12 protein-coding genes are annotated in these 14309 nt (G+C 73.8%); 4 read left to right on the top strand and 8 right to left on the bottom strand.

Annotated features, from left to right (window positions below; translation table 11 throughout):
• Positions 1-8: 8 nt before the first annotated feature.
• The 8 genes from AB0B63_RS21645 to AB0B63_RS21610 all read right to left on the bottom strand — a co-directional run bounded on the left by AB0B63_RS21645 (position 9) and on the right by AB0B63_RS21610 (position 10573).
• Positions 9-1172 (bottom strand): acyl-CoA dehydrogenase family protein, encoded by a 1164-nt coding sequence (locus tag AB0B63_RS21645; protein WP_357021434.1) that lies wholly within the window; start codon positions 1170-1172, stop codon positions 9-11.
• Positions 1169-3178 (bottom strand): biotin carboxylase N-terminal domain-containing protein, encoded by a 2010-nt coding sequence (locus tag AB0B63_RS21640; protein WP_357021495.1) that lies wholly within the window; start codon positions 3176-3178, stop codon positions 1169-1171. Before AB0B63_RS21640 ends, AB0B63_RS21645 begins: the two co-directional genes overlap by 4 nt.
• A 129-nt stretch (positions 3179-3307) precedes the next feature.
• A complete protein-coding gene (locus AB0B63_RS21635) occupies positions 3308-4909 on the bottom strand; it encodes a carboxyl transferase domain-containing protein (RefSeq protein WP_357021430.1) in 1602 nt (533 codons plus the stop codon).
• Between the two features lie 118 nt (positions 4910-5027).
• Positions 5028-6224 carry an acyl-CoA dehydrogenase family protein gene (locus AB0B63_RS21630; protein ID WP_357021427.1) on the bottom strand — a complete coding sequence of 399 codons (1197 nt, stop codon included), beginning with the start codon at positions 6222-6224 and terminating at the stop codon, positions 5028-5030.
• Positions 6221-7930, bottom strand: a complete 1710-nt coding sequence (locus AB0B63_RS21625) for an acyclic terpene utilization AtuA family protein (RefSeq protein WP_357021492.1) — start codon at positions 7928-7930, stop codon at positions 6221-6223. Before AB0B63_RS21625 ends, AB0B63_RS21630 begins: the two co-directional genes overlap by 4 nt.
• Before the next feature lie 310 nt (positions 7931-8240).
• The gene (locus tag AB0B63_RS21620) at positions 8241-8879 is read right to left on the bottom strand and encodes a TetR/AcrR family transcriptional regulator (protein ID WP_357021424.1); all 639 of its coding nucleotides are present in this window, start codon (positions 8877-8879) and stop codon (positions 8241-8243) included.
• Between the two features lie 104 nt (positions 8880-8983).
• Complete coding sequence (locus AB0B63_RS21615; RefSeq protein ID WP_357021421.1) at positions 8984-9727, bottom strand: metallophosphoesterase family protein; 744 nt, start codon at positions 9725-9727, stop codon at positions 8984-8986.
• Positions 9728-9895: 168 nt separating this feature from the next.
• Positions 9896-10573: a Crp/Fnr family transcriptional regulator gene (locus tag AB0B63_RS21610; RefSeq protein ID WP_067306583.1), complete on the bottom strand. Its 678-nt coding sequence runs from the start codon at positions 10571-10573 to the stop codon at positions 9896-9898.
• Between the two features lie 220 nt (positions 10574-10793).
• Between AB0B63_RS21610 and AB0B63_RS21605 the strand changes: the two genes are divergently transcribed.
• Genes AB0B63_RS21605 through AB0B63_RS21590 form a run of 4 tightly spaced genes read left to right on the top strand, consistent with a single transcriptional unit; the run spans position 10794 to position 14302 of the window.
• Positions 10794-11585 carry an adenosylcobinamide amidohydrolase gene (locus AB0B63_RS21605; RefSeq protein WP_357021417.1) on the top strand — a complete coding sequence of 264 codons (792 nt, stop codon included), beginning with the start codon at positions 10794-10796 and terminating at the stop codon, positions 11583-11585.
• Between the two features lie 56 nt (positions 11586-11641).
• On the top strand, positions 11642-12799 hold the full coding sequence (locus AB0B63_RS21600; RefSeq protein ID WP_208567723.1) for a CapA family protein: 1158 nt from the start codon (positions 11642-11644) through the stop codon (positions 12797-12799).
• Between the two features lie 52 nt (positions 12800-12851).
• Positions 12852-13640: an endonuclease III gene (gene nth, locus AB0B63_RS21595; RefSeq protein ID WP_357021414.1), complete on the top strand. Its 789-nt coding sequence runs from the start codon at positions 12852-12854 to the stop codon at positions 13638-13640.
• Complete coding sequence (locus AB0B63_RS21590; protein WP_208567725.1) at positions 13637-14302, top strand: TlpA disulfide reductase family protein; 666 nt, start codon at positions 13637-13639, stop codon at positions 14300-14302. The genes nth and AB0B63_RS21590 overlap by 4 nt, the downstream gene beginning before the upstream one ends.
• The last annotated feature ends 7 nt before the right edge of the window (positions 14303-14309 follow it).

The following is a 14309-nucleotide window of genomic DNA, read 5'->3' as shown; positions in this document are numbered from 1 at the left end:
CCGCAGGATCAGTAGGACTTCTCCTGACCCAGCACGTGCTGGGCGACGAAGTTGAGGATCATCTCCCGACTGACCGGTGCGATCCGGCCGGCCCGCACCGCACCGAGCATCGTCGCCACGCCGTACTCGGTGGTCATGCCGGCCCCACCGAGGGCCTGCACGGCGGTGTCCACGGCCAGCGCGGCGGCCTCCCCGGCCGCGTACTTGGCCATGTTGCCGGAGACGCCGGCCTCCAGGTCGCGGCCCGCGTCGTACAGGGTGGCCGCCTTGTGGATCATCAGTCGGGCGAGTTCCACCTGCACCGCCGCATGCGCCAACGGATGCGCCACCCCCTGGTGCGCGCCGATGCTCCGCCCACCCCAGACCTTACGGGTGGCGGTGTAGTCGGTGGCCCGCTCGATGGCGTACCGGCCGGTGCCGACGCCCATCGCGGCGACCGTGATCCGCTCCGGGTTCAGCCCGGCGAACAGCGCCGGCAGGCCGGCGTCCAACGACCCGCCGACCAGCGCGTCGGCGGGCAGCCGGACGTCGTCCAGGTAGAGCAGGAACTGGTTCTCCGGGGAGACGATCTCCATGTCCAGCTTGGACCGGGTCAACCCCGCCGCGTCGGTCGGCACCAGGAACAGCGCGGGCTTGAGCTTCCCGGTCGCCGCGTCCTCGGTACGCGCCACCACCAGCACGTACTGCGCCTCGTCCACGCCGGAGATGTAGCACTTGCGGCCGGAGAGCAGCCAGTCGTCGCCGTCGCGGCGGGCCACCGTGCCGAGCCGGTGGAAGTTCGACCCGGCGTCCGGCTCGGTGATCGCGAAGACCACCTTCAACGAGCCGTCGGCGAACCCGGGCAGGAAACGCTTGCGCTGCTCATCGATGCCGTGCCGGTGGATCACCGTGGCGGCGATGGCCGGCGACACCACCAACAGCAGCAGCGGGCAACCGGCGGCGGCCAACTCCTCGCAGACGATGGCCAGCTCGGTGAGGCCGCCACCGCCGCCGCCGTACTCGGTGGGGACGTTGACACCCAGGTAGCCGAGCCGGCCGGCCTCCTCCCACAACTCGGTGGTGTGCCCGCCGGATTTCGCCTTCTCGACGAAGTAGGAATGGCCGTACCGACGGCCCAGCGCGCGGACGGCGTCGCGGAGCTGATCCTGCTCGGGGGTGAGGTCGAAGTTCATCGGGGTGCCTCCTCAGGGTTGACCACGGCCAGCACCGCACCCGTCTCGACCTGCCCACCGGCGGGCACCGGCAGGTCGGCGACCACGCCGTCGGTCGGGGCGAGCACGGGATGTTCCAGCTTCATCGCCTCCAGGGTCAGCAGCAGGTCACCGGCGGCGACCCGCTGACCGGCCGCCACGTGCACCCGGGTCACCGTGCCGGGCAGCGGCGCGAGCAGCGACCCGACCGCCAACGCCGCGCGGGGCAGCGGGAAGCGGGGCAGCTCGGTCAGCTCCGCCGCCCCGTCCGGGCCGTCCACGAAGACCACCGACCCCGCCCGGTGTACGCGCAACGCCCGCCGTACCCCGGCCACGTCGAGCAGCACCCGATCCGGTGCCGCCGCCACCAGCTCCACCACCGGCGGGACGCCCGGTGCGTCGGCCGTCGTCGGGCCGGCGACGGTCGGGTCGGTGGACCAGTCGGCGAGACCGCCGGACCGGTCCAGCCGGTAGCGCACCTCGATCTCGTCCCCGGCCGTCGTGGCGTACCGGACGACCTGCGGGACGGCCGGCACGTTGCGCCAACCCGAGGGGAGACCGGCGAGCACCGGGGCGGCGGCCCGACGCGCGGCAGCCCCGGCCAGCGCGGCGGCCAGCGCGGCGACCGGCAGCCCGTCGGCCGGCAACAGCGGCGCGAAGACCTCGGGATGCGCGTCCAGGAACCCGGTGTCCACCTGCGCCGCGCCGAACTCCGCGCTGCGCAGCACCCGGACCAGCAGGTCCCGGTTGGTGGCCACCCCGTGCAGCTCGGCGCGGGCCAGCGCCCCGGCGAGCATTCGGGCCGCCTCGCCCCGGGTCGGCGCCCAGGCGACCAGCTTGGCGAGCATCGAGTCGTAGTGCACGCCCACCGTCGACCCGGTGCCCACCCCCGAGTCGAGCCGCAGACCCCGGGTCGGGGTGAACTCACCGCCCACCCCGGGCACCGTGAACCGGTGCAGCGTGCCGGTCGCCGGCCGGAACCCCTGCGTCGGGTCCTCCGCGCACAGCCGTACCTCGATCGCGTGGCCGTCGGCCGGCGGGGTCGCCGGCACCGGCAACACGCCACCCTCGGCGACCAGCAGTTGCAGCCGGACCAGGTCCAGCCCGGTGACCGCCTCGGTGACCGGGTGCTCCACCTGGAGCCGGGTGTTCATCTCCAGGAAGAAGAACTCACCCGTCGGGGCGAGCAGGAACTCCACCGTCCCCGCCCCGACGTAGTCGACAGCCCGCCCGGCGGCGACCGCCGCCGCGTGCAGCCGCTCCCGCACCCCGTCGGGCAGCACCGCCGGGGCCTCCTCGACGATCTTCTGGTGCCGCCGCTGGATCGAGCAGTCCCGCTCACCGAGGGCCACGACCGTACCGTGGGTGTCGCCGAAGATCTGCACCTCGACGTGCCGGCCGCGTTCGACGTACCGCTCGACGAAGACCGTGCCGTCACCGAACGCGGCGGCGGCCTCGCGGCGTGCCGAGTCGACGGCCGTCGGCAGGTCGGCCGGGTCGCGGACGATGCGCATCCCCCGGCCGCCGCCCCCCGCGGACGCCTTGACCAGCACCGGGAAGTCGGTGACCTCGTCGCCGTCGGTCCAGGAGGGCAGCATCGGCACGCCCGCGTCTGCCAGCAGCTCCTTCGCCGCCAGTTTGTCGCCCATCGCCGCGATCGCCCCGGCCGGCGGACCGACCCAGGTCAGGCCCGCGTCGACCACGGCCGCCGCGAACCCGGCGTGCTCGGCGAGGAACCCGTAACCCGGGTGGACGGCGTCCGCGCCGGTGCGCCGGGCCGCGTCCAGGATCAGCTCGATCCGCAGGTACGTCTCGACCGGCGTGTTCCCCGGCAGCCGGACCGCCTCGTCGGCCTCGGCCACGTACGGCGCGTCCGCATCGGCGTCGGAGTGCACGGCGACCGTCGCCACGCCCAACGCCCGGCAGGTGGCGAAGACCCGCCGGGCGATCTCCCCCCGGTTGGCCACCAGCAGCTTCCGAACAACCATGATCATGCCCTCTCGCTGGTGTTCGCGACTGCGGGACTCCGCTGCGCTGCGTTCCTCGCGCTCACGGTGCCTGCCTTTCGTTCGCGACTGCGGGACTCCGCTGCGCTGCGTTCCTCGCGCTCACGGGCACTACATCCGGAAGACGCCGAAGCCGTCGGCGCCCTTCACCGGTGCGTTGTGGATCGCCGACAGGCAGAGCCCGAGGACGGTACGGGTGTCCCGGGGGTCGATCACCCCGTCGTCGTAGAGCCGGCCGGACAGGAACAGCGCCCCCGACTGCGACTCGATCTGTTGCTCGACCATCATCCGCATCGCCGCGTCGGAGTCCTCGTCGTAGTCCCGGCCCCGGGCGGCGGCGGCCTGCCGGGCGACGATCGACAGCACCCCGGCCAACTGCGCCGGACCCATCACCGCCGACTTCGCGTTCGGCCAGGTGAACAGGAATCTCGGCTCGTACGCCCGGCCGCACATGCCGTAGTTGCCGGCCCCGTACGAGGCGCCCAGGTTGACCGTCAGGTGCGGCACCGTCGAGTTCGCCACCGCGTTGATCATCAGCGCGCCGTGCTTGATGATGCCGCGCTGCTCGTACTCGGTGCCGACCATGTAGCCGGTGGTGTTCTGGAGGAAGACCAGCGGGGTGTCGGCGGCGTTGGCGAGCTGGATGAACTGGGCCGCCTTCTGCGCCTCCGCGCTGAACAGCACCCCCCGGGCGTTCGCCAGCACCCCCACCGGGTAGCCGTGCAGCTCACCCCAGCCGGTGACCAGCGCGGTGCCGTACGCCGGCTTGAACTCGTCGAACTCGCTGCCGTCGAGGACCCGGGCCAGCACCTCACGCGGGTCGAACGGCACCTTCAGGTCGGCGCTGACGATGCCCAGCAGTTCCTCCGGGTCGTACCTCGGTGGGGTCGGCGTTGGATTGCGCGGCGGCGGACCCTGCTTGCGCCAGTTGAACCGGCGTACGCACCGCCGGGCCAACCGGATGCCGTCCCGCTCGTCCTCGGCGAGCTGGTCGGCGAGGCCCGACGTGCCGGCGTGCATCGCCGCTCCGCCGAGCGACTCGTCGTCGGTGACCTCGCCGGTGGCCATCTTCACCAGCGGCGGCCCGGCCAGGTAGACCTGCGACCGGTCCCGGATCATGATCACGTGGTCGGACATCCCCGGCACGTACGCGCCACCGGCGGTGGCGTTGCCGAAGACCACGCTGACCGTGGGGATCCCGGCGGCGGAGAGCCGGGTCAGGTCGCGGAACACCCGACCGCCCGGAATGAAGATCTCCGCCTGGGTGGGCAGGTCCGCCCCGGCGCTCTCCACCAGGTTGACCATCGGCAGCCGGTTCGCCAGGGCGATCTCGCCGGCCCGTCGGGTCTTCGCCAGCGACCACGGGTTCACCGCGCCGCCGCGTACCGTCGGATCGTTGGCGACGACCAGGCACTCGACGCCCTCGACCACGCCGATGCCGGTGACCACGCTCGCCCCGACCGGGAAGTCGCTGCCGTACCCGGCGACCGGCGACAACTCCAGGAACGGGCTGTCCCGGTCCAGCAGCAACTCGATCCGCTCCCGGGGCAGCAGTTTCCCGCGCCGGTGGTGCCGGGCCACGTACTTCTCGCCACCGCCGGCCCGCGCCTGGTCGAGCGCGGCGTCCAACTCGGCGAGCCGGTCCCGCAGCGCGTCCCGGTTGGCCACGAAGGCCGGCGCGGCCGGATCGACCGCACTCTCCAGTCTCGTCACAGATCTCCCCCGTTCGTTCGCGGCTGCGGGGCTCGTAGACCCGGCTCACTCCTCGCGCTCACCGGTCCGTCTTTCGTTCGCGGCTGCGGGGCTCGTAGACCCGGCTCACTCCTCGCGCTCACAGGCCCAGGCCTTTCGCGATGATCTCGTTCATGATCTCGGTGGTGCCGCCGCCGATGCCGAGGATGCGGGCGTCCCGGTAGTGCCGCTCCACCTCGGCGTCGCGCAGGTAGCCGAAGCCGCCGTGCAGTTGCAGCGCGGCGTCGACCACCTGGTCACAGGCGGCCACCGCGACGTTCTTCGCCATCGCCACCTCGGTCACCACCGGCTCGCCGGCCGCCACCCGGGCGGCCACCTGGTGCACGTACGCGCGGGCCGCCTCGGCGCGGGTGTGCATCTCGGCCAGCCGGTGCCGGACCAGTTGCCGGCTGGCCAGCGGACGACCGAACGTGGACCGGTCCCGACACCAGCGGGTCGACAACTCCACGCAGCGCTGCGCCGTCGCGTACGCCTGGGTGGCCAGGGAGAGCCGCTCGGCGGCGAAGCCCTGCATGATCGCCAGGAAGCCGGTGTCCTCCTCGCCGATCCGGTTGGTCACCGGCACCCGGACGTCCACGAAGGACAACTCGGCGGTGTCCGAGCAGTGCCAGCCGAGCTTGTCCAGCTTCCGGCCGACGGTGAACCCGGGGGTGCCCTTGTCGATCACCAGCAGGTGCAGCGACCCGCTGCCGGGAAAGTCGCCGCAGACCGCGGTGGTGACGAAGTCGGCGCGTACCCCGCTGGTCACGTACGCCTTCGTCCCGTTCACCAGGTAGTGGTCGCCGTCGCGGCGCGCGGTGGTGCGGATCGCGGCGACGTCGGAGCCGCCCTCCGGTTCGGTGATCGCCAGCGCGCCGATCAGCTCACCCGCCAGCGTCGGCCGGACGTACCTGGTGACCAGCGGGTCGTCGGCGGCGGACGGGCGGGCGGCGAGCCGGCCACCGAGCGTGCCGCCGGTCCGCCCGCCGGCCGCCGCGACGATGTGCGGCAGCGCGATGCCGTGCGTGAACAGCGCCGCGACCAGCCCGGACGAGCCGCCGGAGCGGATGATCTCCTCGGTGACCACGATCGAGTCGAGCAGGTCGCCGCCGCTGCCGCCGACCGACTCGGGGAAGCCGACGCCGAGCAGGCCGAGCTTCGCGGCGGTGGCGTGCAGCGCGCGCGGCACCTCGCCGGCCCGTTCCCAGTCGGCCAGGTGCGGCAGCACCTCCCGGGTCACGAAGGCCCGGGTCAGCTCCCGTAGCTGCCGCCGCTCCGGGGTGTCCACGATGGTCACCGGTCCGCCTCCCCGGCTGCCGGCGGTCCGGGGGTGCGGGCGGCGGGCAGGTCGACGATGCGGGAGCGGAGCAGTTCGCCGAGCGCCTTGGCCTGCGGGTCGAACCGGGTGGAGGCGGCCACCCCCGGCCCGAGCAGGCCCCGGATCACGAAGTTGACCGCCCGCAGGTTCGGCAGCTCGTACCGCTCGACGGTCGATGCGGCCGTCTCCGGCAGCAGCTCGGCCAGCCGCTCGACGGTCAGCCACCCGCGCAGCCACTCCCAGGTCGCGTCGGTACGCGCCCAGACGCCGAGGTTGGCGTCGCCACCCTTGTCACCCGACCGCGCCCCGACCAGCTCACCCAGCGGACCCCGCCGGGTCGGCCCGGCCACCGGGGTCGGACCCGCCGTGCCGGGCGTCGGCCCCGCCACGGCCGGTGCCACCGTCCGTGGCGGCGGGGGAACCGGCAGCCGGGTGCCGTCGGGCAGGACGGCCACGTGCGGCACGTCGGCCTGCGGCACGGCGTCGGCGGTGAAGACCCCGTACGGGGTGGCGTCGCCGGGCAGGGTAGTCAACGTGCAGCCGGGATAGGAGGCGAGGGCCAGCTCCACCGCCGCCGCCGAGAACGCCCGCCCCGCCCGCGCCCGGTCACCGTCACGCAGGTGTACGTGCAGCAGCGCGCTCGCCGTCTCGGTGTCGACCGCGTCGACATGGTCGGTACGGGCCAGCGTGAACTCCAGCCCGTCCGTGCCGACCGCCGCCTCGACCTGCCCCCGGACCAGGGCCGCCTTGGCCGGGATGTCCAACCCGCAGAGCACGAACGTCATCGCGTTGCGGAAGCCGCCCAGGTTGTTGACGCCCACCTTGAGGGTGGCCGGCGGTGGGGTGCCCCGGACCCCGTCCACCCGGACCCGGTCCGGCCCGTCCGGGTGCAGCCGTACCGTGTCCAGCCGGGTCACCACGTCCGGGCCGAGATAGTCGGGGCCGCCCACCTCGTACAACAGTTGGGCGGTGACCGTCTCGACGGTGACCGCGCCGCCGGTGCCGGGGTGCTTGGTGAGCACCGACGAGCCGTCCGGGTGGATCTCGGCGATCGGGAAACCGGGCCGGTGCCCGCCGTCGGGCAGCTCGGTGAAGAAGCTGAAGTTGCCGCCGGTGACCTGCGCCCCGCACTCGATCAGGTGCCCGGCGACGGTCGCCCCGGCCAGCGCGTCCAGGTCGTCGCGTCCCCAGCCGAACCGGGCGATGGCCGGCCCGACCGCCAGCGAGGCGTCGGTGACCCGCCCGGTGACCACCACGTCCGCCCCGGCGTCGAGGCAGGCGGCGATGCCGAACGCGCCGAGGTAGGCGTTGGCGGTGAGCGCGTCCGGCCGGGCCAGGGCGTCGCCCTCGACGTGGGCGACCCGGACGGTGAGGCCGAGCCGGTCGGCGAGCACGCCGATCGCGGCGGCCAGCCCGGCCGGGTTCAGCCCGCCCGCGTTGGTGACGATCCGCACCCCCCGGTCGAGGGCGGTACCGAGACACCCTTCGAGCTGGCGCAGGAACGTCCTGGCATAGCCGAGGTCGGGGTCGCGCAGCCGGTCCCGGCCGAGGATCAGCATGGTCAGCTCGGCCAGGTAGTCGCCGGTCAGCACGTCCAGCTCACCGCCGTCGAGCATCTCCCGCCAGGCGGTGGACCGGTCGCCGTAGAAGCCGGAGGCGTTGCCGACCCGCAGCACCCCGGTCACCGGACTGCCGTCCCGGCTGCGCTCGCGCGGGGCGCGCGGCCGGCCCCCGGCGGGCCGGTGGGGGCCGACGTCGTGTCGGGCCACGCGGCGGCGGTCGGGGGCGGCCCGGCGACGGGCGCGTCGGGTTGCCCTGACTCGTCGGTCAGGTCGGCGGGCGGTGCGGTCGGGTCGACCATGGTGCCTCCGGTCGGGTGGGCCGGTGCGTACGGGTCAGGTGCGGTCGTCGGGGTCGGGGTCGGGGTCGGGGTCGGGGTCCGGTGCTGGCGCGGGCGTCGGGTCGTGGGGTCCGGTGTCGGCGGCGGTCGTCAGGTCAGGCCGGGTCCTCGTGGCCTGGTGCCGCTGCTGCCGGGGCGAGCAGGGTGGCGAGCTGGTGTTTCCAGGTGTGCAGCAGGGCGGTGCGCCGGGCCGAGTCGTCGTTGAGCAGGTTGGCCACGCCGAGCCCACGGAGCAGGTCGAGGGTGGCCTGTACGGCCTCGCGGACGCCGGGGCGGCGCTCGTCCACGTCGAGCAGCGCGACGGTGAGCCGGTGCATCTCCCGGCCCACCCGGGCCTCCAACGGCACCAGCGCGTCGCGCAGCTCCGGGTCGGTGCGGGCGGCCACCCACAGCTCCAGCGCGGCGACGAAGAGCGGCCCGGTGAACGCGACGCCGAGCAGGTCGATCACCCGGTCGAGCCGCTGCGGCCCGGCCGGCAGCGCCTCGGCCTCGACGCGCAACTCCTCGGCGCGGCGCTCGGCGAGGTGGGCGACGGCGGCGGTGACCAGGGCCGCCTTGGTGGGGTAGTGGTGCAGTTGGGCACCCCGGGACACTCCGGCGTGGGCGGCGACCACGGTCGTGGTGGTGCCCGACCAGCCGTACCGCACCAGGCAGTCGACCGTCGCCTCCAGCAGCCGGGCCTGGGTGGCGCGGCTGCGTTCCTGCTGGGGGACGCGGGTCGACGGGGTGGACACGGGAACAGCGTGCCGTCGTCGAAACAAACAGTCAAGCCTGACTTTTTTAGGCTCCGTGGTGACCCCGGCCGGTGCCGCCGGTCCGGTCCGGTGGCGGTCGCCGGTCAGCGGCCGTCGCGCGGGGCGAAGGCGGTGAGCGCGTCGAGGTCGCTGTGCCGGGAGCGCAGGTACTCGTCCGCCCAGGCGGCGGCGTCCGGATAGCCCGACCCGGCGGCGACCCGGGCACAGGCCGCGTCCACGTCGAATCCCGTACGGCGCAGCTGCACCCCCGGACCGAGCAGCGCCCAGTACGCCCCCGGCCCGCCGTACGGCATGCCCACGCTGCCCGGATTGACCACCAGGCGGCGGTCGACCAGCCGGGTGAACGGCATGTGGGTGTGCCCGCAGACCACGGTGCTCACCTCCGGGGGCAATCCGGCGAACACCTCGGCCCAGCGGGCCGGACGGGAGTCGACGAGCACCACCTCCTCGTCGTCGCGGGGCGTGGCGTGGCAGAAGAGGACCGGACCGAGGCCGGCGACCGGGAGGGTGAGCGTCAGCGGCAGCGCGGCCAGCAGGTCCACCTGGTCGGCCCGGAGCTGTTCGGCCGCCCAGTTCGAGACGTCGTGCTCCGACGGTCGGCCGGCGCGGGCCTGCACCAGCTCCCGGTCGGCGTTGCCGCGTACCCAGCGGACCCGGGCACCCAGCCCGGCCAGCAGGTCCAGCACCTCGACCGGCTGCGGGCCGGCCGCCACGTCACCGGTGACCACGATCAGGTCGGCGGCGGCCACCTCCGGCTCGGCCAGCACCGCCTCCAGCGCGGGCAACGCGCCGTGGACGTCGGAGAGCACCGCTACGCGTTCCAGCACCGGTCCAGGGTCGCGCCCGGCGGAGCGGGTTGTCGAGGGATTCTGCGCCGGGCAGAGCGGGCCGTCGCCGACCGGTCGACCGGGGCGGGTGGAACCGGGCGCCGGAATGCCGACGAGCCAGGGCCGCCGGCGGGGGCGGTCCTGGCTCGGACGGTGAGGCGGTGCCGGTCAGACCCGGGCGCGGCGGGCGAGACGCTCCGGGTCGAGGATGATGATGCTCTTGCCGTCGAGTCGCAGCCAGCCCCGCGAGGCGAAGTCGGCGAGCGCCTTGTTGACCGTCTCGCGGGAGGCGCCGACGAGCTGGGCGATCTCCTCCTGGGTCAGGTCGTGGGTCACCCGCAGCACGCCGCCGTCGCGGGTGCCGAACCGGCCGGCCATCTGGAGCAGGTTCTTGGCGACCCGGCCCGGCACGTCGGTGAAGATCAGGTCGGCCAGCGAGTCGTTCGTCCGGCGCAGCCTACGGGCCAGCACCCGCAGCAGCTGCTCGGCGATCTCGGGCCGGTTGTTCAGCCAGGGCCGCAGCGCCTGCTTGCGCAGCCGGACCAGCCGGGTGTCGGTGACCGCCGTGGCGGTGGCCGTACGCGGACCGGGGTCGAAGAGCGACAGCTCGCCGACCATGTCCGACGGGCCCATCACCGCGATCAGGTTCTGCCGGCCGTCCGCTGCCCGACGCCCGACCTTGATCTTGCCTGACAGGAGGATGTAGAGACTGTCGCCGGGCTCGCCCTCGTTGAACACGATCTCGCCCTTGCGGACGTCGATCGTCTCCATCTCCTTGGCGAGCGCCTCGGCAGCCTCCGGGTCGACACCCTGGAAGATCCCGCTGCGGGCCAGTACCTCGTCCATCGCGCACCTCCGGTTGCGCGTTGCCGTCCCTCGGCCGGGTCCGCCGTCCGCTGATCCCTCGCGCGCCGCCAAGTCTAGGCGCACGTGAGGACGAATCAGAGCTGCACCCCGGGAAACTTGATCGTTGGGCGTAACCCCGCCGACCCGATCGGCCACTACGATCAGCCGCCCACACCACCTGCTCACCGGCAGTTGTCGCCGCTGGTCGTAGGGTGTCCCGGTGCTTGGCGACCCGGTGTTGACCCACCGCTTCGAGGACGGATGGGACATACCGCTCCTGGTGTGGCGGGCCGGCTCACCGCTGCGGGCGGTCAGCTCCGGCCCGCTCGGTGGTGGGGTCGGCGTACGCCACTGGGTGGTCAACGCGACCGTGCCGATGTCGTACCACCGGGACGACCCGGCGGCCCACCTGGCTGAGCTCGCCGACCGGCTCGGCCTCGACGGGCCCGGGATCGGCCTGCTCACCGGAGTGGACGTCGCCGAGGTGGTGACCCGGACCGACACCGGCGTCCGCGCCTGGGTCACCGTCGGCCTCGGCACCCCCCTCTGGGCCGCCGCCCCCGCCCAGCCCGCTACCCCCGAGCAGGGCACTGCTCCCGAGCAGGGCACTGCTCCCGAGCAGGGCGTCGCCCCCGAGCAGGGCGTCGCCCCCGAGCAGGGCGTCGCCTCCGGCCAGGGCACTGCTCCCGAGCAGGGCGGGGCCCTGGCGCAGCGGGTGGGGACGGTCAACGTCGTCGTGTACGTGCCGGTGGCGCTCGGCGACGCCGCACTGGTGAACGCCGTCGCCACCGCCACCGAGGCGAAGTGCCAGGCGATCGGGGAACTCGGCCTACCGGGCACCGGCACCCCCACCGACGCGGTCACCGTGCTCTGCCCGCCGGCCGGCCGGGCGGAGCCCTACGGCGGCCCCCGGTCGACCTGGGGCGCCCCGTTGGCCCGGGTCGTCCACGCGGCGGTCCGCGACGGCGGGGCGGTGCCCTGCGTCCCGTGGTCGCAGCGGCGGTCGTGCTGAACTTCCGTCCGATCGGCCGTCGTCGGTCGATTACCCACCCGGTAGCGTCGCGGGCGATGTACTCTGCCGCCTTCTCCCAGTCCCGTCCCCGCCGCCGCGCCGCGTACGCCACCGGCGCGCTGCTCGCCGTGCTCCTCGCCGGCTGCGCCCAGCACGACACCCCGGACCCGGTCTGGCGTCCGGGCGGTGGCGGTGGTGCCAGCGGCTCCCCGGTACCGACCACCACCGGGGCGGCCGGCAAGGACGAGTCGGTGACCCTGTCGGCAACCGGGGACATCGTGATGGGGATGGCCCCGTCCCGGCTGCCCGCCAACGGCGGCAAGGGCTTCTTCGACGAGGTCAAGGGTGCGCTCAAGGCCGACCTGGTGATGGGCAACCTGGAGGAGCCGCTCACCACCGACACCGGCACCGGCAAGTGCGGCGCGAACGCCAGCAACTGCTACCAGTTCCGCGTCCCCCCGGAGTACGCCTCCCATCTCAAGGACGCCGGGTTCCAGCTGCTCAACCAGGCCAACAACCACGGCTACGACTTCGGCCCGCAGGGCTACGAGAACACCCAGCAGGCACTGGAGAAGCACGGCCTGAAGCACACCGGGGCGCCGGACCAGATCACCGTGGTCGAGGTCGGCGGGGTGAAGGTCGCGGTGGCCGGCTTCTCGTCGTACCCGTGGTCCAACAGCCTGGTCGACATCGACGCCGCCAAGGGGGTCGTCGAGAAGGCCGCCACCATGGCCGACCTGGTCGTGGTGCAGGTGCACATGGGTGGCGAGGGGTCGGACAAGACCCGGGTCCGGCCCGGCACCGAGATGTTCCTCGGCGAGAACCGGGGTGACCCGGTGAAGTTCTCCCACGCCATGATCGACGCCGGGGCCGACCTGATCGTCGGGCACGGTCCGCACGTGCTGCGCGGGATGGAGTTCTACCAGGGCCGGCTGATCGCGTACAGCCTGGGCAACTTCGCCGGGGGTGCCCGGTCGCTCAACCCGACCGGCCGGCTCGGCTGGGGTGGGGTGCTGAAGGTCTCCCTCAAGCCCGACGGCAGCTTCGCCGGTGGCTCGTTCACCTCCACCCGGATGAGTTCCGTGGGCAAGCCGGGGATGGACTCCGCCGACCAGGGGCTCGGGCTGGTCAAGCAGCTCAGCGGCAACGACTTCCCGCGTACCGGGGCGCGGTTCGACGGCAAGGGGAAGATCAGCCCGCCCGACGCCGGCTGACCCGGGGGCGTGCTCCGGCGGCCCGTCGGGGCGGCGACGTAGGCTGGCCGGCGTGACCATCAGCTCTCCCGGCCGGGTCGAGACGGAACTCGGCCGTACCCGGCGTGCCCGGCGGATCGGCCGGGCGCTGACCGAGGCGCACCCGGACGCCCACTGCGAACTCGACCACTCCACCGCGTTGGAGCTGGCCGTCGCCACGATCCTCTCCGCCCAGTGCACCGACAAGAAGGTCAACGAGGTCACCCCGAAGCTGTTCGCCCGCTATTCGACGGCGGCCGACTACGCCGGGGCGGACCGGGGCGAGCTGGAGGAGCTGATCCGGCCGACCGGGTTCTACCGCAACAAGACCGACTCGTTGATCAAGCTGGGCCAGGCCCTGACCGAGCGGTACGACGGCCGGGTCCCCGGCCGGCTGGCCGACCTGGTGACGCTGCCCGGGATCGGCCGCAAGACGGCCAACGTCATCCTCGGCAACGCCTTCGACGTCCCGGGGATCACCGTCGACACCCACTTCCAGCGGCTGGTGCAGCGCTGGGGGCTGACCATCCAGACCGACCCCGTCAAGATCGAACACGAGATCGGGGCGATCTACCCCAAGCGGGAGTGGACCATGCTCTCGCACCGGATCATCTTCCACGGCCGGCGGGTCTGCCACGCCCGCAAGCCGGCCTGCGGTGCGTGCACCCTGACCCGGCTCTGCCCGTCGTACGGGCTCGGGCCGACCGAGCCGGCCGCCGCCGCCAAGCTGCTCAAGGGCCCCCGCGCCCGGGAGCTCGCGGTCGCCGCCGGGGTCGACCCGGAGCTGGTGCCGGCACAGGCCGTCGTCGCGGAGGCACCGTGAAACGCCGGTTCGCCGCACTGCTCGTCCCGCCGCTGCTGGTCCTCGCCGGCTGCACCGCCGCCGCCGAGCCGACTGGCTCCGCCACCGGCCCCGACCGGGCCCCGCGCCCGTCGCCGTTCGCCGACTGCGCCACCCTGACCGCTCCGCCGGTCCCTGGCACCGCTGCCCCCACCGGGTCCGCCGGTGCCGGCGATGGCAGCGGTACGGCCGGTAGCCCGGCTCCGGCCGACGGTGGCGGCAGCCTCCTGCCCGAGCTGACGCTCTCCTGCTTCACCGGTGGGTCCCCGGTGGCGTTGCGCGACATCCACGGCCCGGCCGTGATCAACGTGTGGGCCTCCTGGTGCCCGCCCTGCCGCCAGGAGCTGCCCGCCTTCCAACGGCTCAGCGTCCGCGCCGCCGGTCAGCTGCAGGTGATCGGGGTGAACAGCCGGGACAGCCGGGACGGCGCGCAGGCCATCGGTGAGGACTTCGGCATCCGGTTCCCGGTGCTCTTCGACCAGGGTGAGGCGTTGCAACGGGAGCTGCGTCGCACGGCCGTACCGCTCACCCTGCTGGTCGACGCGCAGGGGCGGATCCGGCACACCGACAACTCCGGCGCGCTCGACGACACCCGCCTCGCCGACCTGGTCCGCCGGCACCTCGGTCTGGCGGTGCCCGCGTGAGGCCGAC

The organism is Micromonospora sp. NPDC049081 (genome assembly GCF_040648835.1).
In the GTDB taxonomy this organism is placed as follows: domain Bacteria; phylum Actinomycetota; class Actinomycetes; order Mycobacteriales; family Micromonosporaceae; genus Micromonospora; species Micromonospora antibiotica.
The sequence above is the reverse complement of the archived record's forward strand: the minus strand, read 5'-3'. Positions and strand labels throughout refer to the sequence as shown.

Coding starts and splice junctions, on each gene's coding strand:
- AB0B63_RS21600 (WP_208567723.1), top strand. CDS start 11,642: ATGTACTCTGCCGCCTTCTCCCAGTCCCGTCCCCGCCGCCGCGCCGCG.
- AB0B63_RS21645 (WP_357021434.1), bottom strand. CDS start 1,172: ATGAACTTCGACCTCACCCCCGAGCAGGATCAGCTCCGCGACGCCGTC.
- AB0B63_RS21640 (WP_357021495.1), bottom strand. CDS start 3,178: ATGGTTGTTCGGAAGCTGCTGGTGGCCAACCGGGGGGAGATCGCCCGG.
- AB0B63_RS21610 (WP_067306583.1), bottom strand. CDS start 10,573: ATGGACGAGGTACTGGCCCGCAGCGGGATCTTCCAGGGTGTCGACCCG.